The organism is Guptibacillus hwajinpoensis, from assembly GCF_020524165.1.
GTDB lineage: Bacteria > Bacillota > Bacilli > Bacillales > Guptibacillaceae > Guptibacillus > Guptibacillus hwajinpoensis_D.
Window position 1 is genome coordinate 175,658 of sequence record NZ_JAIVKU010000002.1, and the last position, 23,914, is coordinate 199,571.

General features: G+C 42.3%; 22 protein-coding genes. 19 read left to right on the top strand and 3 right to left on the bottom strand.

The genetic code is table 11. The features are described from left to right. The first annotated feature begins 121 nt into the window (after positions 1–121). From LC090_RS02540 to LC090_RS02565, 6 genes are all read left to right on the top strand, one after another. Positions 122–1,342, top strand: a complete 1,221-nt coding sequence (locus tag LC090_RS02540) for a Gfo/Idh/MocA family protein (protein ID WP_226654971.1) — start codon at positions 122–124, stop codon at positions 1,340–1,342. Positions 1,343–1,435: 93 nt separating this feature from the next. After that, complete coding sequence (locus LC090_RS02545; protein WP_226654972.1) at positions 1,436–2,170, top strand: GntR family transcriptional regulator; 735 nt, start codon at positions 1,436–1,438, stop codon at positions 2,168–2,170. Between the two features lie 258 nt (positions 2,171–2,428). Beyond that, complete coding sequence (locus LC090_RS02550; RefSeq protein WP_226654973.1) at positions 2,429–3,679, top strand: ABC transporter substrate-binding protein; 1,251 nt, start codon at positions 2,429–2,431, stop codon at positions 3,677–3,679. An 88-nt stretch (positions 3,680–3,767) separates the two neighbouring features. Beyond that, complete coding sequence (locus tag LC090_RS02555) at positions 3,768–4,625, top strand: carbohydrate ABC transporter permease (protein ID WP_226655252.1); 858 nt, start codon at positions 3,768–3,770, stop codon at positions 4,623–4,625. Positions 4,626–4,646: 21 nt separating this feature from the next. Next, positions 4,647–5,459 (top strand): carbohydrate ABC transporter permease, encoded by an 813-nt coding sequence (locus LC090_RS02560; protein ID WP_224594627.1) that lies wholly within the window; start codon positions 4,647–4,649, stop codon positions 5,457–5,459. Between the two features lie 41 nt (positions 5,460–5,500). After that, positions 5,501–6,703: a diphosphate--fructose-6-phosphate 1-phosphotransferase gene (locus tag LC090_RS02565; protein ID WP_226654974.1), complete on the top strand. Its 1,203-nt coding sequence runs from the start codon at positions 5,501–5,503 to the stop codon at positions 6,701–6,703. A gap of 63 nt (positions 6,704–6,766) precedes the next feature. Here the strand turns inward: LC090_RS02565 and LC090_RS02570 are convergent, their stop codons facing one another. Further along, positions 6,767–8,188: a peptide MFS transporter gene (locus tag LC090_RS02570; RefSeq protein ID WP_226654976.1), complete on the bottom strand. Its 1,422-nt coding sequence runs from the start codon at positions 8,186–8,188 to the stop codon at positions 6,767–6,769. Between the two features lie 302 nt (positions 8,189–8,490). Next, entirely contained in the window at positions 8,491–10,311 is a 1,821-nt protein-coding gene (gene asnB / locus LC090_RS02575) for an asparagine synthase (glutamine-hydrolyzing) (protein ID WP_226654979.1), read from the bottom strand. 337 nt (positions 10,312–10,648) lie between these two features. Here asnB and LC090_RS02580 point away from each other — a divergent pair, with 337 nt between their 5' ends. From LC090_RS02580 to LC090_RS02640, 13 genes are all read left to right on the top strand, one after another. Beyond that, positions 10,649–10,972, top strand: coding sequence for a hypothetical protein (locus LC090_RS02580; RefSeq protein ID WP_226654981.1), 324 nt, complete (start codon positions 10,649–10,651; stop codon positions 10,970–10,972). 124 nt (positions 10,973–11,096) lie between these two features. Next, positions 11,097–11,243 (top strand): hypothetical protein, encoded by a 147-nt coding sequence (locus LC090_RS02585; RefSeq protein WP_226654984.1) that lies wholly within the window; start codon positions 11,097–11,099, stop codon positions 11,241–11,243. A 128-nt stretch (positions 11,244–11,371) separates the two neighbouring features. After that, positions 11,372–12,184 (top strand): YitT family protein, encoded by an 813-nt coding sequence (locus LC090_RS02590; protein ID WP_226655254.1) that lies wholly within the window; start codon positions 11,372–11,374, stop codon positions 12,182–12,184. A gap of 151 nt (positions 12,185–12,335) precedes the next feature. Beyond that, positions 12,336–13,010 (top strand): MgtC/SapB family protein, encoded by a 675-nt coding sequence (locus LC090_RS02595; RefSeq protein WP_226654986.1) that lies wholly within the window; start codon positions 12,336–12,338, stop codon positions 13,008–13,010. 155 nt (positions 13,011–13,165) lie between these two features. After that, on the top strand, positions 13,166–13,840 hold the full coding sequence (locus tag LC090_RS02600) for an MgtC/SapB family protein (RefSeq protein WP_226654988.1): 675 nt from the start codon (positions 13,166–13,168) through the stop codon (positions 13,838–13,840). 803 nt (positions 13,841–14,643) lie between these two features. Then, a complete protein-coding gene (locus LC090_RS02605; protein WP_226654990.1) occupies positions 14,644–14,928 on the top strand; it encodes a YhdT family protein in 285 nt (94 codons plus the stop codon). Continuing rightward, positions 14,925–16,391: a sodium/pantothenate symporter gene (panF, locus tag LC090_RS02610; RefSeq protein WP_226654996.1), complete on the top strand. Its 1,467-nt coding sequence runs from the start codon at positions 14,925–14,927 to the stop codon at positions 16,389–16,391. The genes LC090_RS02605 and panF overlap by 4 nt, the downstream gene beginning before the upstream one ends. 386 nt (positions 16,392–16,777) lie before the next feature. Next, a complete protein-coding gene (locus LC090_RS02615) occupies positions 16,778–18,151 on the top strand; it encodes a M28 family peptidase (protein WP_226654998.1) in 1,374 nt (457 codons plus the stop codon). Between the two features lie 186 nt (positions 18,152–18,337). Beyond that, positions 18,338–18,430, top strand: coding sequence for a putative holin-like toxin (locus tag LC090_RS02620; protein ID WP_224594651.1), 93 nt, complete (start codon positions 18,338–18,340; stop codon positions 18,428–18,430). Positions 18,431–18,792: 362 nt separating this feature from the next. After that, entirely contained in the window at positions 18,793–20,037 is a 1,245-nt protein-coding gene (locus LC090_RS02625) for a M20 family metallo-hydrolase (RefSeq protein WP_226655000.1), read from the top strand. Positions 20,038–20,041: 4 nt separating this feature from the next. Then, the gene (locus LC090_RS02630; RefSeq protein ID WP_226655002.1) at positions 20,042–21,646 is read left to right on the top strand and encodes an amidohydrolase; all 1,605 of its coding nucleotides are present in this window, start codon (positions 20,042–20,044) and stop codon (positions 21,644–21,646) included. Then, the gene (locus tag LC090_RS02635; protein WP_226655004.1) at positions 21,643–21,864 is read left to right on the top strand and encodes a DUF3311 domain-containing protein; all 222 of its coding nucleotides are present in this window, start codon (positions 21,643–21,645) and stop codon (positions 21,862–21,864) included. Before LC090_RS02630 ends, LC090_RS02635 begins: the two co-directional genes overlap by 4 nt. Next, on the top strand, positions 21,865–23,331 hold the full coding sequence (locus tag LC090_RS02640; protein ID WP_226655007.1) for a sodium:solute symporter family protein: 1,467 nt from the start codon (positions 21,865–21,867) through the stop codon (positions 23,329–23,331). Between the two features lie 52 nt (positions 23,332–23,383). On the opposite strand, the gene LC090_RS02645 is transcribed toward LC090_RS02640, so the two are convergent. After that, positions 23,384–23,821, bottom strand: coding sequence for an acyl-CoA thioesterase (locus tag LC090_RS02645; protein ID WP_226655010.1), 438 nt, complete (start codon positions 23,819–23,821; stop codon positions 23,384–23,386). Positions 23,822–23,914: the final 93 nt, after the last annotated feature.

Sequence of the window (23,914 nt, forward strand, 5' to 3'; positions counted from 1 at the left end):
AATGAGTTAAAAGGTAGTGATGTTTATCGAAACATCCTGACAAAGTAAGGCGGTTTAGAATGTGAAAGGGTTCTGTTCGCGGTGGTTTTAATCCATGAAATCATTCAAGGAGGTTTTAGTTATGGGAAAAGCAGCAAAGGAGCTAAGAAGTCGGTATATTTCTCGGAACAAAAAGTTTGATTATTTGCCAGATACGGATCGGTATCTTTCTGCACAGGTTCCGCCGTCCTATAAGTTTGCGATTATAGGCAGTGGCAATATCGGGCAGGAGCATATGCGTGTGACGATGATGGAGGGGCGTGCCACCGTTCACGGCATTTATGACCCCAATCCAAAAAGCATTGAGCAAGCGACCGCGTTATTCTCGGACTTAGCTGGTGAGTCGGCTCCGCTCACTGTCTATCCAACGTTGCAAGAAGCCTGTCACGATCCAGAAGTGGATGCGCTCATCATTTGCACGCCGAATTATACGCATATTGATATCGTGAAAGAAGCGATACCTTCAGGAAAACATATTCTACTAGAAAAACCGATGGCAACGACGTTAGAAGATGCGCATACGATCGCAGAGCTTGCTAGAGATTATGAGGCAGTGTTTCAAATCGGTCTTCAATATCGCTATAAAGCGATTTATGCTGAAGCGATTTATGAAGCGCTTGAGCGAAAGTCGCTCGGTGAAGTGAAAATGATTAACATGATGGAGCATCGCATGCCGTTTCTTGATAAAGTGGCGCAGTGGAATAAGTTTTCCAAGTATTCCGGTGGGACGCTCGTAGAAAAGTGCTGCCATTATTTCGATCTTTTGAATCTGTTTGCGCAGTCCAAGCCGGTCGAGGTGTACGCGAACGGTGGCATGGACGTCAATTTTAAAGAGTTTAAGTATCAAAGTGAGCAATCGGATATTGTGGATAATGCCATGGTGACGGTGCGCTATGAAAATGGCGTTCGCGCAAGTTTTCAGCTTTGCATGTTCTCGCCAATGTTCTATGAGGAACTCGTCGTGTGTGGGGATGAGGGTCGCCTAAAAGTATCAGAAAATGAAGATTTTCTTGGTACACACCGTCCACGAAATCAATTTGAAATTATTCTTGGAGAAGGAAAGCCTTCACGCATTGCAACACCGTGCTATCCGTCGTATATCGAAGAAAGTGGTCATGGTGGAGCTACGTATTATGAACATGTTTATTTTATCGATAACCTTGTGAAAAAGCCGACCACAACAGCAAAAGTTAACGAGGGTCTATGGTCTGTCATTGTAGGAGTTGCGGCGGAGCAGTCGATGAAGTCTGGCAGTCCGGTTCAGATAGATCAAATGCTGAAGGAAAAAGGACTTCTTGTCTAAATAGGGACTTCTCTTTTAAAGCATGCTTCTTTTTCGCTATAATAAGTGTAGGAACCGAGCCAAACAGTTGGCGGCTCAAGAGGAGAGGCTTATATGTCATCAGATAAATTGAATCATAATAAAGGGGAAGCGCTATACCTTCAAATAAAAGATGTTCTGATTAAACGAATTCAAACCGGTGCCTGGAAACCGAATACCCTTATTCCTACTGAGCAGGATTTGATAAAAGAGTTTGATGTGAGTCGAACGACGATCAGGCAGGCGATTTCGATTCTCGTGCAGAATGGCCTGTTAGAGAAAAAGCAGGGACGTGGAACGGTCGTTAAACCACAGAATTTGATCGGAAATCTTGGCAAGCTGAAAGGCTTCGCAGAGGAAGTACTAGAGCGCGGGCAAACGCCTCATTCAAAGGTGCTACGAGCGGAGTTTCGTGATGACCTTTACCATGAGAACGATATGCTGAAGGTAACGGAAGGCGAACCAATCTTACTTGTCGAGCGGATTCGCTTTGCGGACGAAGTGCCAATTGCCCTTGAGCGAACGTGTTGGCCAAAAGAGATTGGTGAGATTTTAATTAAGTATGATCTCAATCAGGCGATGTATTATGAAGTACTTGAACAGCATCAATTTTATCTTAAAAAGGCGAATGAGCGGATTACGGCGATTAACGCGACGATTAATGAAGCGGATGCGCTTGGCATTCGACCAGGGGAAGCCCTCCTTGAAATGACGCGCCTTAGTCTTGGCATTAATGATCACCCGATTGAATATACGAAAACGAAGTATCGTAGCGATCAGTATCACTATAATATTGAGCTTGAGCGATAGGCGGGGTGTTTTCCCTTGCCTTTCTTAAGGCTCTTAGTCTAGCTGAACGAGTATAAAACAAATAGTTTGAAAATTTTTATTTTTAATATTGAAAGCGCTTTAATAATGTGTATAATAAGAAATAAGTTCAATGAATTGTCACTAAATCAAATCAGTACCTCAAAGAGGTGCTTTTTTAAAGGAGGTAAAGGTCATTACGTTTTAACTATACGATATGACGTTACTATTTTAAAAATTCATTACAAGGGGGCAAAAAGAGTGAAAAAGCAAATGCTGTTGTTGATGATGGTGGTTTTGTTAATAGGTTCTGTCCTTGCAGGTTGTGGAAATGCGGATGAGACAGGTGGAGCTGAGTCAGGGGATGCGACGACAATTAACTTCCTTCATTGGCGTGGAGAGGATACCGAAGCGTTTAATGCCATTATTGAGAAATTTGAAGAAGAGAATCCAAACATTAACGTTGAAATGAATGCGCTTCCGTCAGATTCATACATTGCGAATGCTTCGGCAACGCTTCTTTCTGGAAAAGGTGCTGACGTATTTGCTAGTTTTCCAGGAAGTCAGTTTGAGGCGCTTCAAGAGTCTGGTGCTTATGTCGAGCTAGGTGATCAGGCGTTTATTGATCGATTTTCAGAGAATATGCTGGGCGCTGGTCAAAAAGATGGCAAGCAGTTAGCGGTACCGTATCAGCTTGTCTATAACATTCCAGTTTATAACAAAGGCGTTTTCGAAGAGCTTGGTCTTGAACCGCCAAAAGATTGGGATGGTTTCCTTGAAGTCAGTCAAACGTTGAAAGACAACGGATACGATCCGATTCTATTTGCAGGAGATGTTAGTCCTAGTCAGTTTATTAACCCAATGGTCATGAATAATCAGCCTTCCGATGAAGCCTTTGCGCAATTGGAAACAGGTGAAGAAAAGTTAACGAATGACTGGTTTGTCAAAACGTTAAGTCAGATTAAAGAGCTAAATGACAAAGGGTATTTCCAGAAAGATCCGCTTGGTACGAAAAAAGAAGGAGCAGCTGCGCTATTTGCTCAGGAAAAAGGCGCCATGCTTGCGCTTGGATCGTACATGATGGCAACGGTTGCGGAGCAAAATCCAGATATTGAGCAAGGATTGCTATCTCCAATCACGGTCTCTGAGGATGAAATGAAATACGAAGGGATTCATACTTCAACATTTATGCTAGGCGTTAATGCGAAGTCTGAACATCAAGACGAAGCGATGAAGTTCATTGAGTTTCTAACAAAGCCAGAAATTGCTTCTGAATATGCAAATGCTACAGGTCAGTTGCTTACTGTGAAAGATGTCGAGTATGATTCTCCAGAACTAACCGAAACAGCAGCATGGCTAGATAAGAAAACGTTGTTCCAGCCACGCTATACGCTTTCAAAGGAACAAGTAAGTAAAGCGATCGAGACAGCCATTCAAGATGTTCTATCGGGAGTAGAACCTGAAGAAGCTGCGAAAAAAGCACAAGAAGAGGTTGACCGTGCAATCAAATAACAATGTGGAGCGAGTAGGGGGAGCGAGCGTCGCTTCTCCCTACGTTGCTTCAACGGCGAAAAAGCGGAAAAAGAAGTGGAACTGGGCGCTGTTTTTCTTCGTACTCCCGGGCTTTATTATTTACAGCGTGTTTTTCGCTGGCCCAACGGTTGCCGCGCTTTTTCTAAGCTTAACGGATTGGAATGGGATTGCGCCAACGTTTAATTATGTAGGCTTCTCGAACTATACGAATATGCTTACCGATGATCCGATTTTCGTGCAATCGCTCGGCAATAACTTGAAATTTACGCTTGGTGTATTAATTTTTCAAACCGTCCTAAGTTTGTTCTTTGCGATGCTGCTTGTGAAAAATACGAAAGCGAACATTTTTTACCGGGCGGTTTACTTTTTCCCAACGATTGTCGCTTCGGTGTCAGTAGCGTTCGTTTGGACGTTTATGTACGACCCGAATATTGGGGTAATCAACAATATTCTTTCAGCAGTTGGTTTAGAAAACCTCGCAAAATCATGGCTTGGCGATCGGAATATCGCAATCTATAGTCTCGCATTCGTTCAATTCTGGGCGCATACTGGGCAGATGCTAATCATTTTTGTCGCTGGTCTTCATGCGATTCCGAAAGAGCTGTACGAAGCAGCTGAAATCGAAGGCGCAAGCAAGTGGCAAACGTTTAAAAGTATTACGTGGCCTCTTTTGGCACCATCAGCCACAATTGTTGTCGCGTATACAACGATTCAAAGTTTTAAAGCCTTCGATCTTGTTATAGCGATGACCGGCGGTGGTCCGTCTTATGCCACAGAAATTCTCTCAACGTTCTTATATCATGAAGCGTTTATTAACTTTCGATTTGGCTATGCTTCAGCCGCAGCGGTTATTTTTATGATCATTATCGCGATCGTTACGGTACTGCAGTTTAGATTGCTAAAATCAAACGATGTGAAATTTTAAGAAAGAAAGGAGGAACGTTCGATGAAAAAAATACCTCAACAGCTTGTTCTCTTCATTTATGCGGCAATTATTATCCTACCGTTTAGCATGGTCTTGTTTGCGACATTTAAAACGACACCTGAGCTTTATAAAAATCCGCTTGGCATGCCGGAGAGCTGGTCGTTTGCCAATTACCAGGACCTTTTTCTAAAAGAGTCAATGGTCACGTATTTTATGAACAGCGTCATTGTTACTGGTGTGAGCGTCGTGTGCATCATTTTCTTTGCAAGTTTGATTGCTTACGCGATTATTCGAATGCCTAAGAAAGCAGGTCTTGCGTTGTTCGGATTTTTCGTCGTCGGCATGATGGTGCCAACGCAGGTGAACATGATTCCGATCTACTTACTTGTGAATAAGCTTGGCATGCTTGATACGCTACGGGGCGTCATTTTCGTATCAATCGGCTTTCTTATTCCGATCGCTGTTTTTATTTTAACTGGATTTATGAAGACACTGCCTGATGGACTGATTGAGGCTGCAAAAATTGATGGAGCAAGTGAGTGGCAAACGTATCTGCGTGTTGTCATGCCACTATCACTGCCGTCGGTTGCTACGGTTGTCATTTTTGCATTCGTCATTGTTTGGAACGATCTTCTTTATCCATTACTTCTACTGAAATCGAGCGAGGTCAAAACACTTCCGATTGCACTACTTGATTTTCAGGGACAGTATTTAACAAACTATCCGATGATTTTCGCTGGGGTGATCATTGCCTCTATTCCGATGATCGTAGCGTACGTTTTCTTACAGCGTTACTTTGTTGCTGGGATGACGGCTGGTTCAGTGAAAGGATAAACGGGTATGGCGTTGGTGGATAGAGAGGTTGGTGCTAGAAAATGAAGAAAATTGCGATTGGTCAGGCGGGTGGACCTACTGCCGTACTGAATGAAAGTCTTGTAGGGTTTTTGGAGCAAATAGATCAAGAGGTGACAGGGATTCTTCAGGGGTTCCAGGGACTAGTGGAAGGGCGTTTTATCGACATGGGTCCTTCTGTACGAAATCGTGCAAGAGCGAGTCGAAATGTATCCGGTGCCTGGCTTGGCGCTGGACGCTATACGATGAGCGAAACGGACATGGCTCGAGCTGTTGAAAATTTGAAGGTAGCACAGATTGATACGCTTGTGTTCATCGGTGGAAACGGAACGATGTGGACCTTACAGGCCCTGTCGAAAATGGCATCGCGAATGAATGTGGACTTACAGGTGATAGGCATACCGAAAACGGTCGATAATGATCTTGCTGAGACCGATCATGCGCCTGGGTTTGGGAGCGCAGCACGGTATGTGGCTCATGCTACACGTGATATGAGTAAGGACCTTGAAGCGATGCAGAATTTTGAGCAGGTTCGCATCATTGAAACGATGGGAAGAAATGTTGGCTGGCTTGCGGCGGCAAGTGGTTTATTGAAGGTCCATGAGAATGAGGGTCCGCATTTCATTTGCTTACCTGAGCAGAAACATGATGCTGTTGGATTAGTAGAAGGAATTCGTGTGGCAATTAAGGAATATGGCTTTGCTTCAGTCGTTGTGAGTGAGGGAGTGAAGCTAGCCGGGGGCACTGCTGTTGCTAAAACGGTGAATGGACGCGAAGTGCTTGGTGGCATTTCGGAACAGCTTGCCGCTCTCGTAGAAGCAGAGCTAGGTGTCGTAGCCCGTGCCGATATTCTTGGAATGAATCAGCGCGCAAGTCAGCTTGCTTGTTCAGATCAGGACCGAATGGAAGCGTATCAAGCTGGTAAAAAAGCGGCTGAGCTTGTGGGAGAATGTATTTCAGATGTGATGGTCATGTTTCGACGAGCAGCTGGGGCGAAATATGTGTACGCCCTTGATACAGTAGGCCTGGATCAGGTCGTTGCAGGTGGAGAACGGGCTTTGCCTGAATGGTTTCAGAAAGCACCGGAAGCTTATTATGACTGGTTGAGACCGCTGATTGGTGATGGGAGTAGGGCGAGTAGCGTGGAAGGCACGATTGGAGCGAATAGCGCGAGTGCCTGTCACCACCCGAAGATTGGTGGTATAAGTCGAAACTTGGAGAAATGAAAAAGCGGTTCCCTTCGATAGTGAGGGGAACCGCTTTGTAGTTACTGTAGTGCAGAATGGATATTAGTTGATTTGTTTTGCAACATGATCTTCATCAAGTTCTTCAAGATGCATGAGTTTTTGTAGCTTCTTAGATAGAAGTAATAATATGATTCCTAGTCCTAGAGCTGCAAATCCTAAATACATGAAGATTTCAAGATATCCTGCTGATGTTGTCAGTGAAGCAATGTGGCCTGCAAGATAGTTTGCAGCAGCATTACTTAGGAACCAAACACCCATCAATAATGAAGCGATCTTTACTGGAGACATTTTACTCACTAAAGATAGTCCAATTGGTGAAAGGGATAGTTCACCAAGCGTATGGAAGAAGTAAGTCACAACCATAAAGAGCATGCTTGCTTTCATTGCAATGTTTCCTTCATCACTTCCTGTCATCATAACGGCAGGAACCATCACCATAAATCCGACACCAAGTAAGATTAAACCAAATGCCATTTTTGTAGGAATTGCAAAATCACCACGCTTTGATTTCGCTAGTTTTAGCCAAATTGCTGAGACGATCGGTGCTAGCAATAGTACAAACATCGGGTTAAGTGATTGGAAGAAGGATACCGGTACTTCATAACCAAAGATCGTTCTGTCTATGAAATCTCTCGTATAAAGTGTGAAGGAAGCACCTGCTTGTTCGAAACCAGCCCAGAATGTAACGGTAAATACAGCAAGAATTAGAATAACTGCAGTACGTTGTTTCTCCACCTTTGTAAGTGGTTTGGCCTTTCCTTTAACCGTTGGCGTAACTCGGTTGCTTGAAGGAGTACGACCAATATCACCTAGATATTTTTTGGATAGAAGATTAAAGGTGATCTGTCCGATAATCATTCCGATTGACGATGCCAGGAATGCATATTTGAAACCAAATGTTTCAACGCCACCTGTATTAGAATAGAAAACATTCGCGTATAAAAGACCAGCGATTAATGGTGAAATTAAGCCACCGAGGTTAATTCCCATATAGAAAATGGTAAACGCTGAATCTTTTCGCTTATCGTTCTTACTGTATAGCTCTCCAACAAGAGTGGAAATATTGGGTTTGAAAAATCCGTTACCGATAATCAGTAACAATAACCCGGTATAAAGGCCCCATTGTTCTTGGACAGCAAACAGTGTAAAATCACCGATGGCCATGGTAATACCACCGATGGTTATGGCGGTTCGTAACCCAATAAACTTATCGGTTAAATAACCACCAATTAATGGTGTGAAATAGACAAGACCAGTGTACATGCCGTAAAGTTGAAGCGCTCTGCCTTGGTCCATCCCTAATCCACCGCTGATTAACTCAGCAGTTAAATAAAGTACAAGAATTGAACGCATACCATAATAGCTATAGCGTTCCCACATTTCTGTGATAAACAGAAGATACAAGCCAGGAGGATGTTTAAGCTTCCCCTTTTTCGTTGGCTTTTCGTCTATGGTGGTGTCCATAATCAAAACCTCCAATTTTTTATAACTTCCCCATTTTAGCAAATTATTTGTCAATTTAAAGCGGAATAGAAAAAGTGCACCTTTTTAAAATGTTTGTAAATTTGTAAAAATTACAGGAAGGTATCATGAGAATGATGTCGAAATTTAGAGAGATTTGTCTTCTAAACGCTTACAAACCGTACGTTTGTTGATTGTGTTGAAGTGATTGATTGATATTGAAAAATAGACGAAGCATTCCAACGATTACAATTAGATTAATAAAAATAAGGAGAACGACCTAGTCGTCCTCCTGGTAAAATGATCTAGCTGACAAGCTCGATGTCATACTCATCTAGCCATGCATTTACTTGAATCAAATAATCGAGCAGTCCTTTTATTTGATCGGTATTCAATCCTTCTACCTGGTTTGAAGCAATCGCTCGAACTTTATCAGCATCGATGAGTGAAAGAATTGGAGAAGTTGGATCATCGAGAATTTCGAGCATCCATTTTTGAACCCCTTTTAGATAAACAGGATCTTTGTCACTTGGATAGGCACTTTTCTTCCGATACAGAACATCATCTGGAAGGGTGTCTTTTAGAGCACGACGTAGAATGCCTTTCTCGATGTTATCCACATTTTTATAATCAATTGGCACATTCCATAAGTATTCAACGATCCGATAATCACAGAATGGCACGCGTACTTCAAATCCCGTTTTCATACTCGCACGGTCTTTACGATCAAGCATAAACGGCAAGAAACGCGTGATGAAGAAGTAAGACATTTGTCGCTGCTTCGCTTCAAAGTCGCTTTCGCCATTAAGAAATGGAATCTCTTCATACGCTTCAGCAAAACGCTCTTTTTGATATTGCTCAGGCTGAATTTGTTTTTTCATTTCATCAGACAGCACAGATGAGATTCCCTTCAGATTCACAAGCCATGGATACACCTTGGCATCAAGGTATTTTTCCTGATGGAACCATGGATAACCTGAAAAGACTTCATCGGCAGACTCACCAGAAAGGGCAACAGTGGCATCTTTTTTCATTTCTGTGAAAAGAAGATAGAGCGACGTTTCGATTTCACCAACGCCTGGTAGATCTCGTCCTCTCATTGGTTCAAGGAGATTCGAAAGGAGCTGGTTTGCTCCGAATGTTACCGAATGATGACTTGTTCCAACATGATCAGATACCCGTTTAACCCATGGCTCATCCATATCGTGTCTGAGGAAATCTTTTTGAAAATGATCCTCGTTTTGATCAAAATCAATGGAGTAGGTGCCGAGTGTTTTATCTGATTGTTTGAATTCCTCAGCTGCAAGGCTTGTGAGACCACTCGAGTCAAGTCCGCCAGAAAGCATTGAAACAACCGGCATATCTGAAATGAGCTGACGTTGAACAGTATCTGTTAAAAGCGTGCGAATCGTTTCTGTTGTCGTCTCCACGTTATCTGTATGAGGTTTAGATTTCAGCTTCCAGTAACGGTGCTCTTGGATGGAGTTAGCGGTAGCAATCACATAATGGCCAGGGCGAACTTCATCAATTCCTTTGAAAATCGCCTGTCCTGGCGTTCGCATCGGACCCATTCCAAAGATTTCGGCAAGGCCTTTCCGATCGACTTGTGGTTTTATTGAAGGGTGTGCGAGAATCGCTTTGATTTCAGATCCGTAAAAAAGTGAATCTCCTTGTTTTGAGTAGAAAAGCGGTTTGACACCGAGATGGTCACGGCCTAGGAAAAGCTGCTGTTCCTTTTGGTCCCAGATCGCAAAAGCGAAAATGCCGTTAAAATGCTTCAGGCATTCTTCTTTCCATTCCATATAAGCGTGCAGGACAACTTCTGTATCTGAGTTTGATGTGAAAGTATGTCCCTTCTGCAGTAGTTCTTGTTTTATTTCTCGATAATTATAGAGTTCCCCGTTATACGTAAGAACAAGTTGTTGATCTGATGACGTCATTGGCTGTTTTCCGCCACGCGGATCAATGACAATCAAACGACGATGAGCAAGTGCCGCCTGTTCTGAAAGCCAGAAACCTTCTTCATCCGGACCTCGGTGAGCAATGGAATCTGCCATTTTCTTTAGCGTATCTTGTTCCGTTGAAAGGTCACCAGACCAATTAATCCAACCTGTAATGCCACACATAACAATTCCTTCTTTCTGAATAGATTGCTTAACATTCCTAAATCTCGAAAGCACTTTCCAATCGTATTCCTCTTACTCGGGGAGGGTCAACATGTGAAAGAGACTGTAAAAATGGTTATAATTACCTTAGTTGGAAAATCGATAGTTTAATAGTCTTGCTATTTAGGAAGATGTGGGAAAAAATGGTGGGTGTTAAATGGTGCCTGTCACCACCCGAATAAGCTCAGATTTTGTCGATTGAACTGGCATGCCTTTGGCTCCTTGTGGACAATTATTTTCTTACAGTGATAAAATTATTAAGATGTGGATAAGTATGGTAGCGGAAGGAGGAATTGCGGTGAGATATTTACTATTAGTAGTATTGTTCGGTTTTCTTGTGTTTGTTTATCCGGCACAGGAATTAAATCAATATGATTATCATTCTGCGGATAAGCCGACAATCTCAGAATTCGCTTACCTTCCAGATGCCAAAATGATCTCTTCTCCTTCTTCGGTATCTCTTCATAAACATAAGATCTTCGGATTTTTTATTCCTTTCACAAGTGAGTATGAGGTAAAGCCTCGTCTGACATACCCAGAGAAAAATTTGATGCTGGTTGAGATTTTTCCCGATGCCAGGGGTTTTCTGAATGTATTTGCTGTCCACTCGAATTACCTCTAGAACCTCCATTAAAAAGCATATTGTTTATGTATAAAAAGGTAACAGCTATGTCATTTTCTTGATTGCGTTCGTACAATTTGTCATTGTGCTTGGATCAGATTTTATAGCTGAGGTGAAAAAAGTGATGGAAAAAACATCATGGTGGAAAAATACGCTTGAATGGTTTGGGTGGAGTGCTCTTTTGGTACTTCCTTTTTGGGGAATGATCGTGCTCTCATCAGAACTCTCAGGTCACCATATGGTACATCTCATTTTGTCTTATTTTAAATAAAAACAATTGATGTGATGGAAGATGGAGGAGGCAGTATTTTGAGTGATAGTAAGCCGTTAGAAGAGTTAATAAATGAAACGAAAATTCATAAGAAAACACCGCTTCAAGAGAAAGCAAAAAGAACATTTATGATTACATTAGGGGCCGTGATTATGGCTGTCGGGCTTGAAGTTTTTCTCGTACCGAATCAAGTTATTGACGGAGGAATTGTCGGGATTTCCATTATGCTCTCGCATTTAAGTGGGATTAGCCTCGGGATTTTCTTATTCCTTTTAAACCTGCCATTTATTTATATAGGCTACAAGCAAATAGGAAAAACCTTTGCATTTTCCACGCTTTACGGCATTGTGATTTTATCTATTTCAACTGCTTTGTTGCACCCTGTTCCAGCCTTTACAGATGACATTCTCTTAGCCACTTTGTTTGGTGGCGTTGTCCTTGGTATTGGTGTCGGCATGGTCATTCGTTTTGGTGGTTCCCTTGACGGGACGGAAATTCTCGCGATACTGGCGAGTAAAAAACTCCCTTTCTCAGTTGGGGAAATCATTATGTTTGCTAACCTCTTTATTCTTGGTAGTGCTGGATTCGTTTTTAGCTTTGATCGTGCGATGTATTCCCTTCTTGCTTACTATGTCGCTTATAAAATGATTGATATTACAATCAAAGGGCTAGATGAGTCGAAGTCGGTTTGGATTATTAGTGACAACCATAAAGAACTCGGCGATGCGATCCTAAGCCGTCTAGGTAGAGGCGTGACGTATTTGCACGGGGAAGGTGCTTTTTCTGGTGATGATAAAAAAGTGATTTTTTGCGTTATTACAAGATTAGAAGAAGCAAAATTAAAAGATATCGTTGCAGACCACGACGATTCTGCGTTTCTTGCGATGGCAGATATCGCCGAAGTTCGAGGCGGTCGTTTCAAGAAAAAAGATATTCACTAAGCGGAATAGATGTGGATCAAGAGTTGCAGAGGTTTTCCTCTAGCAACTCTTTTTTTCTCGATCAAATCCTAGGGTAGTCGCTATTCTCTTTGATCCATCGATCCTTTTACTGGTAAAATAATAGAAATATCTGTTGGAGGGCGGTTGTCGTATGGTGGTCGTAATCGTAAAGCTTTGTATATCAGCTTGTTTGGGACTTATGATTGGGATTGAAAGAGAATTAAAACATAAACCACTCGGTTTAAAAACGTGTATGGTCATCGCAGTGAGCAGCTGTTTATTAACGATCGTTTCGATTGAATCTGCAGAAACTTTTTCTGAAATCTCACAGAACATCCGAACGGACCCCATGCGACTAGCAGCGCAGGTCGTTTCTGGGATTGGTTTTATCGGGGCTGGGGTTATTTTAAGACGAAATAATGATGCCATTTCAGGATTAACAACTGCTGCCATTATCTGGGGGGCTTCGGGACTTGGTATTGCAGCGGGCGCTGGCTTTTATTTTGAAGCATTTGTTGGGGCGAGCTTAATCTTGTTTAGCGTAAATATTCTTCCATGGATTATTAAGAAAATCGGTCCGAGTCAGCTTAGACAGCGTGAGATGAGAGCGAAAATCACGCTAAAAAAAGGAACGGATATCACATCATTCATGAAAACGATCCAGGCGAAAGATTTTGAAATTAAGCACGTTAGGGTTCGCGATACGAAAGAAAAGGATCATCAAATCGATCTCCGCTTGCTTACCTTCGAAGCGAACCACACAACGAGTATTTATCAGCAGTTAAGAGATCTAGATGGCGCCACGTTTGTGGAGGTAGAGGGGTAATGGTGCCTGTCACCACCCGGTTTTGCTCATAATTTGTCGAAAGACCACCAGCTTTCAAAGAGGTGGTCTTTCGTCTCATTCTAATGTTTCTAGCAGATGAATAAAGTAGGAATGAGGTGCGATCTTTCACACTACAACGTTGGAGTTGACGAGCGATGGTGATTGTCCTAATTAAACTATGTATTTCTGCTTTGCTCGGATTACTAATTGGAATTGAGAGAGAGTTAAAGCATAAGCCACTTGGATTAAAGACGTGTATTGTTATTGCGGTAAGCAGCTGCTTGTTAACAATCGTTTCGATTGAATCTGCGGAGACGTTCGCGGAGCTTTCTCCAAATATCCGCACAGATCCGATGCGGTTGGCGGCACAAATTGTTTCTGGAATTGGTTTTATTGGTGCTGGCGTAATCTTGAGGCGAAATAATGACGCGATTTCAGGATTAACGACGGCTGCGATTATTTGGGGAGCATCTGGATTAGGCATAGCTGCGGGCGCGGGTTTTTATTATGAAGCATTCGTTGGGGCAGGATTGATTCTATTTAGCGTAAATATTCTTCCCTGGATCATTAAACGCATCGGACCAAAAGCATTGAGGCAACGTGAAATGCGGGCGAAGTTAACGCTCAAAAAAAGTGTGAATGTGACAAATTTTATGAAAGCCATTGTAGCGAATGATTTTGAAATTCGTCACGTGCGTGTCCGTGATACGAAAGAAAAAAATCCACAGATCGAGCTTAAACTAATGACGTTTGAGAAAAATCATACGACGGACATTTATGAACTGCTTCGAAAAGTGGATGGTGTGAATGAGGTAGAGGTGGAGGGGTGAGTGGATCAATCTCTTAAAATAATGAATCTCTTTACTGCAGTTCTCACTGAATTTCTTGGTGAAGAAAAAGAACGATTGAATATAATTGAGAAGTTATTAAATATCGCAACATAAGAAGACCCGCCTGATACACTTACTTTCTCGAACTTCTATTTGAAAGAGAAAAGTGAACGTATCAGGACGGGTTTTTTGAGTGGAGAGGCGTTGGATAGTGCCTGTCACCACCCGTTATATGTCAAATGTTGTCGTATTTGTTAGTAGGCTATGGAAAACACGGATGTTCTGTTTGGTCATACTCTTTATTTGTTGACTAAAAGGTAAGGGATGTGAGAAGTATGGTGGGGTTTTTTCGAAGATTAATTGGTTTAGAGAGATGTATGATTTGTCATAAGAAGCCGGCAAGTCCTCGTTATTATCTGGATGATGAAGGGAACCGGAAGCCTGTTTGTTTTAAATGTGTGTCCTATGCGGAGAGAAGAGCGTATCGTAAAGCTTAAGAGGTGTTAAATAAACGTTTGTTTAATAAGATTAAACAAGTAAAGCGCCATGGGATTATGGCGCTTTTAAATATCCTAAGTAAAATAATTCTTAGCATCGAAATACACCTGTTATTCGGGAAAAAGCTATTTCAGTCTAACGTTTGATATATATGGAGTAGTGGCAACTTGTTTTAGTTTCTTGTATTCTTATAACGGATTCAACGTTTTGTTAAGGGAAGCAAAACAAAGGGAAATCTTATCACTATAGTTGAAGCTTTCCTTCTGGTTATAATAAAACGAGGTTTGTTTTGAAGGAGGAAAAGCATGAAGCAACACGAAAAGACGCTAAAAGATGACCCGCGCTATCGAATCGCGAATCGTGAAGCACTCATCGGCGTCGTACTTGTTATCATTAATTTTATTCTATGGTATGGTTTTGCATATGGATTTGGGTCGAAACCAGTTGATGAATATAGCTATGTTTTCGGATTACCTGCTTGGTTTTTCTACAGCTGTATTCTTGGGACAGTAATTGTACTTACCCTCGTGGTTTTTGCGGTGGTCTTTTTATTTAAAGAGGTTCCGTTTGATGAGGAGGATGAACAATGAACTGGGAAGTAGTCATTCCTCTCATTATTTTTCTCGTGATCATTTTCCTAATCGGGTTCTACGCGTCCACTCATTTAAAAGGAACATCGAACTTTTTGCAGGAATATTTTCTTGGAAGCCGTGAACTCGGTGGCTTTATTCTTGCGATGACGATGATTTCTACATATGGAAGTGCGAGCAGTTTCATTGGTGGACCGGGCGTGGCATACACGATGGGGCTTGGCTGGGTGCTTTTGTCCATGACGCAGCTTGCAACTGGTTATTTTGTATTATCTGTTCTGGGCAAAAAATTTGCGATTATGGCAAGGAAAATTCGAGCGGTCACGTTAATTGATTTTCTAAAAGAGCGATACCAAAGCAAAAGCGTTGTCATTTTATCAGCACTTAGTATTATTATTTTCTTATTTTCTGCGATGGCGGCTCAATGGGTTGGAGGAGCAAGGCTAATTGAGTCATTAACAGGCTTATCCTATACGGGAGCACTCTTTATTTTTGCTGTATCGGTTCTTGTGTATGTCATCATTGGTGGTTTCCGAGCGGTTGCAATTACCGATACGGTTCAAGGCATCGTGATGTTTAGTGGGACTCTCGTCATTCTGATTGGGACGATTATCGCGGGTGGCGGCGTAGAAAATATCATTACCACGCTAAGCACTGAAAATCCAGATCTTATTTCTCCTTTTGGAGCTGACCGATCGCTGACGCCGCTCTACGTATCATCGTTCTGGATTCTTGTAGGGGTGGGCGTAGTCGGTTTACCTCAGGTTGCCGTTCGAGCGATGTCATATAAAAGCTCTAAAGGAATGCACCGTGCGCTTATTATTGGGACGGTCGTCGTAGGTGTGATTATGCTCGGCATGCATTTAACCGGTGTCTTTGCACGAGCAGTTTTACCTGGAATTGAAGTGGGCGATACCGTTATGCCTAGAATTGCATTAGAAGTGCTGCCGTCCTGGCTAGCGGGAATTGTTCTAGCAGCACCGATGGCCGCAATTATGTCGACAGTGGATTCACTGCTACTTCTCGTTAGCTCGGCGATTGTGAAGGACGTTTACTTAAATTATGTAAAACCAGACGCAAGCGATCAAACGATCAAGCGATTTAGTGTTAGTGTCACAGCGGTGTTAGGCGTATTGGTTTTTGCAATGGCTGTAAACCCACCTGACCTTCTGATTTGGCTGAATTTGTTTTCGTTCGGTGGACTTGAGGCCGCCTTTATCTGGCCGGTTGTGATGGGCCTTTACTGGAAACAAGGAAATGCAAGTGGTGCGATGGCTTCTATTCTAGTTGGCGTTGGTAGTTATATCGGCTTTAATACATTTATGCCAAATGCCTTTGGGATGCATACTGTTGTATTACCAGTTTTGCTCTCGTTTCTTAGTTATGTGAGTGTCAGTTTGATGACGGTGCGGAAACATGCAGAGGTTCAGCAAGAGGTGGTATTGCGGTTGTGGAAGGCATAACGGTGCCTGTCACCACCCGATTTGTGAAAGAATTTGTCGAATGATTATGAATGGAATATTACGTAAGAGCTCTTCTTTCTAGGAGGGCTCTTTTAATATTTTTTGAAAGCGTGCTTTTGTAGGTGAACAAATACCTACAATCGTACGGTACTTAAATGGGTTTTACGAATAAAAAATAAAAACTGTAAAAATGATCGGGAATGCTCATTTTCTCTACACTTATAAACAAATTTCGACTGAAAAAGGTTGAGAATACTCACTTGTTTGTAGGTTATAAGTCGTTATTTTGGCTTTTTAAGCTTTTGTCAGGGTTAAACTTACAATTTACTAAACATTCAATTAATGGAATAATTAGGCTGATCACTCACCTTAAGGAGGAAAACTGTTTGAAAAAGAAAGCGCTAACAATTACTCTGGCAACAGGTCTGGTTCTTAGTCCAATGTCTTTCACGGTTGATGCAGCGAAGCCCGCTCCAAATGAACAATCTGATCATGCGTTTGATAACAAGGTGATCAAGAAAATCAGCAGTGAAAACATGTATAACAATATTGCCTTATTATCAAAGCAACCTCGTGCAGCAGGTACAGAAGGAGAATATCAAGCCGTTCAGTACATAAAAAGCGAATTTGAGCGCTATGGCTATGAAACGGAGCTACAGCCTTTTACCATTCAGGAGTGGGATGGTGGAGCTTCATCAATTTCTCTTAATGATCAAGTCTTTCCTGGCGATGTTCATACGTTTGAAGGATCCATTAACGATCATGTGACAGGATCTCTTGTTTATGTAGGACTTGGTTCTAAGGATGAAGTAGGTGAAGAAGTTGCTGGGAAGATCGCATTAATTGAGCGCGGCACGTATAGTTTTTATGAAAAAATTCAGAACGTCTACGATAAGGGAGCAATTGGCGTCATTATGTTTAACGGCGAAGGCCGCTCTGGCAATTCATTTGGCTATGCTTATGAAGGACAGGATATCCCCGCAGTAGCGATTACGAGAGAAGCTGGCCTTCAACTTGTGGAGCAGCTGAATAATGAAGACGTGCAAGCTACTGTAAGCGTAGAAAATGCTGGGACAATTGATAAAACCTCTTATAACGTCGTTGCGAAAAAAGAGCCTCACCCGAATAAGGATAATGGACAAATTGTCAGCATTGGCGCGCATCACGATTCCGTCCCTAATGGACCTGGAGCAAACGATGATGCTTCTGGAGTAGCGGCGACGCTAGAATTAGCAAGGATTATGGCGAAAACACCTACGGATACAGAACTTCGATTTGTCACTTTTGGTGCTGAAGAAAAAGGATTGATCGGATCGTACTATTATGCGGACTCATTAACTGATGAGGAAATAGAAAACACAGTCGCTCATTTCCAGATGGATATGGTGGGAAGTCGTGATGCGGGAGAATTAATCATGTTCACACCTGATGGAAATAAAAATCTCGTCACCGATCTTGGTGCTTCAGCTGGAGCGAGGATTTCAGGCGCAGTTGATTATGGAGAACTCGGACGAAGTGATCACGTGCCTTTCTTTCTAAAAGGAATTCCGGCTGCGCTCTTTATTCACGCGCCTCTTGAGCCGTGGTACCATTCTCCTGAGGATACGATTGATAAAATAAGCAAAGAAAAACTTCAAAATGTCGCAGAAATCGTAGGAGCAGCCGTCTATCAGGTTGCACGTCCAGACACGCCTGCACTTGAGAATGCTCGCGTGGCACCAAATCCTGCAGATTATGATTTCGATGATCGACCATTGTAAGAAAAAAGGTTTGAAGTTGGGGCGTTTGCCCTTTCTTCAAGCCTTTTTGATTGGGGATATGTATTGAACAAACATAGGTAAATGGTCTATCCAATTCTAATGGTGGTCTATGATAAGATGGTAAGTATCAGCTGCAAAGCAGGGTGGGCGGCGGTACCCCGTTGATGAAAGGGGGTGCTGCCTATAATGATGAGCACATTTGAGGCGCTTGTTTTGATGATTAGTTTTGCTTCTCTCGTGGTCACAATTATTACGGTTTCTAGTAATAAAAAGAAGTAACCCACCCTGCCCCGGCCAAGGATTAAGGTGAGTTACTTTTTTGCCTTTTGAGCCGCCGCTCGTCATGCGGAGCAGCTGTATGGACGCTGGTGCGAAAGCACTGGCGTCTTTTTTTTACCTTATGTTCTCTAGCTATATTATATGCAATTAGGGTGATTGTGGCAAGAGGATCATTCGGGCGGTGCCTGTCACCGCCCGCTTTTTGGATGATTTTGTCGAAGGAATTCCATGTCATTTGCGTCATGATGCATTTTAAATAGACGAAATATATATAATAATCAGTCAATAAGCTACATTTTGTATAATGTCCGTTCAAATCTGCTTTGGTATAGTAAACAAAAAGTTGAAAAGGGTGAGGGTGAATGGGAATTAATCGTAGTCGTTTACAGAGTCATCTTGAAGAACTGGCTAATATCGGAAAGATTGGTGAGACGGGCGTTTGCCGTCTAGCGCATTCGAAAGAAGATCGAGAAGCGGTGGAAGTTGTAAAGGGATGGATGGAAGAGGCTGGGCTAGAGGCTCATATTGATGGTTTCGGGAATTTAATCGGAAGGATAGAGGGAGTGAAAAAAGAAAAGCCGATTCTAATGCTCGGATCTCACATCGACTCGCAACCCTATGGCGGGCGCTTTGACGGAACAGCGGGGGCTCTTGGAGCAATAGAGGTCGTACATACGATGAAAGATAACGGCATCACACCGAACCGGACAATTGAAGTGATTTGTTTTTCAGATGAAGAGGGTTCCCGTTTTAATAAAGGAGTCTTCGGTGTGAGAGCACTTGCTGGCTTGCTAGAGGAAGGGGAGCTTGAACGAAAAGACAAGACAGGGATGACGAGAAAAGAAGCACTGAAAGAATTCGGTGTCGAGCCTGATCTTACGGAAAGTCCCGTATACAAAGAAGGAGATATCAAAGCTTTCTTGGAACTTCACATTGAGCAAGGCCCGGTCCTTGAATCTAAAGGTAAACCTGTTGGAATTGTGTCGGGAATTTCTGGCCCCATCTGGCTAACTGTTACGCTTGAAGGTTTCGCAGGACATGCTGGCTCGGTTCCAATGCCTTTACGAAAAGATGCGATGGTTGGAGCAAGTGAAATCATTACGAAGTTCGATCAACTTATTAAAAAAGAAGGTTTAGAAACAACGGTCGGAACCGTAGGAAGTGTTCAGGTATTTCCGAACTCTCGTAACATCATTCCTGAAAAAGTGGAATTTACGATGGATTTACGTGATATCGATCTTGAGCATCGCACCATGCTTGAAAAAAAGCTCTACACGATCATTGAAGAAGCAGCATCCACTTACAAACTCACGTACACGATTACGGAAGACACTAGAAGTGAGCCTCGCTATTGTGCAGACTGGATCAAAACGATCATGAGTGAAGAAGATAAAAAGCTCGGTTATGAATCACCTGTTTTAATGAGCGGTCCATTTCACGATGCTCTATTTATGTCGTATATCAGTGACTACGGAATGATTTTCGTTCGATGTGAGAAAGGGATCAGTCATAATCCGCTTGAATTTGCTGAAATGGATGATATTGAGAAAGGCGTTCAATTGCTTTATCAGACGGCAGTGCGGATTGTACAAGATGAGGAGGGGTGATTAGTTGCTGGCAGATACAATTTTTTTCAATGGAGAGGTTATTACAGTCAATGAATCGTTCTCGATTAAAGAAGCTGTAGCGATAAAGGGAAATCGTATTCTTGCCACTTGTTCAAATGAAGAAGCGACACTATATCAGGATGACCATACTCAGATCATCGATTTACAAGGCAGAAGCTTGCTTCCTGGATTTATTGACGCGCATGCTCATCTTGAATTGTTTGGTACCAATCAACTTGGTGTGAACTGTAAAGATGTTAGCGGAATAAATGACATCATTAAAAAGCTGACGACTCGCGCTCTCGATACGTCAAAAGGAGAGTGGATTCGTGGTTGGGGATACAATCAGAATTCCCTTGGGCGGCACCTGACGAAATGGGATCTTGATCAAGTTTCAACTGAGCACCCGATTATTGTCGTAAGAACGTGTGGACATCTTTCGTGTGTGAACAGCAAAGCCCTCGAAATGGCTGGAATAACTAAGGATACCCCTGATCCTTCAGGTGGTAAGTATGGTCGAGAAAAAGGGGAGTTAACCGGAGTGTTGCTTGAATCCGCTCATATGAATTTTTTTTTAGAAGCGATGTATTCAGAAGAACAAATCCAAACCGGGTTGGCGATAGCTTCAGAACACTTTTTAAAAAATGGTATTACAAGTGTACATGATGCAGGGGGATATGGACCTTCACATATTCGCTCATTACAAAAAGCTGTTTCTTCAAAAGTCATAAAACAACGTGTTTATGCACTCTACGGTTCGCTTCACGAATCCGGGAAGATGGTAGAAAAGGGACTTGCAAGTGGAATCGTAACGGGTCTTGGCGACGAGTGGTTCAAGATTGGCCCCGCTAAAGTCTTTATTGACGGAAGTAGCAGTGGCCCAACAGCGAAAACACGAGAGCCATATACAAGTAATCCCGATGACTCCGGCATTCTATATTTGCAACAAGATGAACTTGATCAATCCCTTATAGAGCCACATCAACTAGGTTGGCAAATCACAGCGCACGCAATTGGCGATCAAGCTGTAGAAATGATGCTTGAAACGATTGAGAAAGGACTGAGGAATACATCTCTCATTAATCATCGTCACCGAATCGAGCATGCAGCGTTGACGCCTACTGATCTGTTAGAAAAAATGAGACATTTAAAGGTCACTCCGATTCCAAATCCCGCTTTTCTCTATGAATTTGGAGATGGGTATGTTCAAGATTATGGCCATAGAACAGAGAGCATGTTTCCACTAAAGGACTTTGTTCAAAACGAAATTCCTTTTGCAATTGGATCAGATAGCCCAATTACGGATGTTAATCCCCTACTAGGTATTTATGCTGCTGTTACCCGTCAAAGTAAATCAGGTAAATTGATTGGAAATAAGCAGGGTATTTCGATTCAAGATGCGATTAAAGCTTATACATGGTCGGGCGCATATGCGAGTTTTGAAGAAAGCGAGAAAGGCAGTATCGAAAGTGGAAAGTTAGCTGACCTGGTCATCCTTAATGAAAGTATTCTTGCGTGCAAATCAGAGAGGTTAAAGGATATCCGTGTCGATCTTACGATGATCAATGGAGAATTTGTCTTTTCAAAACAAAAGGAGGGCGTTCTGTGAGTAAAAAGAAATTTACAACGATATATTGTCTATCATTAGTCATTCCCCTACTTCTTCTAATCTTTCCTCTCTTTTCACTTGGAAATCGTAGTACACCATTTATCGTTGGGCTCCCCTTTTCGGTATTCTGGGTAATTGCTTGGATTATCGTTACCTTTTTAATTGTGCTAGTGATGTATAGTCTGGATCCGGATAAAGACGAAGAGGAGGTGCAATAAATGGCAGCATGGCAAATTGCAATGATCATAATGATTGGGTACCTTGTGATTGCTCTTGTGATTGGTGTTTTAGCTGGGAGAAATCAAGATAAAAGCTCTCTAGATGAATTTGCAGTAGCAGGTGGGAAATTAGGCCTTTTCGTTATGTGGTTCTTAATGGGTGGGGCCGTATTCAGTGCCTTCTCCTTCCTTGGCGCTCCAGGCTGGGCTTACTCGAAAGGTGCTCCAGCTCTTTATATACTTACATACACTGCTTTCGCCATTCTCCCATGGTATATTATTGGGCCGAAAATTGGTAAAATCGGGCGAAAGTATAGCATTTACACCGTATCAGGCTTTTTGAAAAAGAGATATAACAGTCGAGTCCTTCCTATCTTAATCGGCTTGATTGCGGTGCTTGCTTCTATTCAGTATTTGGCCACACAAATGAAAGGGATGGCTTACATATTTAACATTATGACGGAAGGGAGAATTCCTTTTTGGCTTGGTGCCCTTGTTTCTTATGGAATCGTTGTTGTGTATGTTGCAACAGGGGGATTACGAGCGGCAGCCTGGTCAGATGTTTTTCAAGGTTTACTCATGATCATCATCTCCTGGGTGGTTGGACTCGCCATTGTGAACCAACTTCACAATAGTGTATCAGGGATGTTTACAGATCTTGTAGCTGCAAAACCTGGTTTTCTTGAGATTGGCAATCAAGGGTCAGCGATGTCACCAACGGCTTATACTACCACGATCCTTGTATCGGTTATCGGCTTTCTTATGTGGCCACACCTCTTTTCAAAATCCTACGCTTCGAATGCCAGAACAATAAAAAAAACAGTACTTGTCTATCCTGTATTCGCCTTGTTTCTAATTCCGTTATTATTTGTCGGGTTCGCGGCTGCCAATGTTGTAGATGCTTCACTAATCGGTTCACCTGATGAAATTCTTCCTTACTTAATCACGGCCGTACTAAGCTTGCCTGGATGGGTGTATGGCTTAGTTGGCGCAGGAGCCCTCGCTGCTGCTATGTCTTCAGCTGATGCGATTACGCATAGTGCTTCTCTTGAATTTACGGATGGCGTCATCAAAAATATGAAAACAAATTTAACGAACAAAACAACCCTATTATTGATGAGGATCGGTGTATTTGTCATTGGTGGTCTTGCATATTTTATTACCGTTTTCGGTGGGCAGGGTCTAATTGCATTACTTCTCGGAGCTTATGGATCCATTGTACAATTTGCGCCCGGCGTTTATGGCGCCTTATACTCTAGGAGAATTACAGGTCCCGCTGTGATAATCGGACTTGTCGTAGGTACATTTGTTAATTACTATTTCCAACTTGTTGCTGCAAGCACCCCGTTTGATATCCATGCAGGAATTCTTGGGTTAATCAGTAACATTGTTCTTGTTGTCGTTATCTCAAGTTTTACTCAACCAAAAAGCATGCAAATGGCAGATGAGTATCGGAAAATTGGTTAATGAAAAAGGCGGCATACTGGAAGGTATCCCGCCTTTTTGCGTTGTACGGAACTTAAATCGAAGAGTGACTCAACTTTTCATATTGAATGAATGCTTCTTTGATTTCTGCAGGAATTACCTGCGATTTACCGCTATTTACATCATAATTCACTTGTACAACCTCGGCTTTCACGAGAAGTTCATCATCTCGTTTAATCGTATGGCTCAGTTCAAAACTCGTTTTTCCAAGCTTCGCAACACGACAATAAACATCAAGAACATCATCTAATTTAGCAGGTTTTATAAACTCAAGGATAATCTTTCTTAAGACAGGATCAAACAAGTGATCGTCAGCAAGCAGGTGTAACCGGTCGCCAAGAACGTGTCGGAAATACTCTGTTGTGGCAACGTCGATGTAAGTGGAATAATGGGCGTTAAAGACAATTTTTTGACCGTCAATCTCAGAATAGCGAACGCGAATAGGATAAGAGAAATGCTCGTATTGAGACATGATTCACCTCAAATTCTTTTTTTCTTCATATTAACACAATATTCAGTTTATAAAATGAGCATGATTGCGAAATTTCCCGGGTAATGTCTCTAT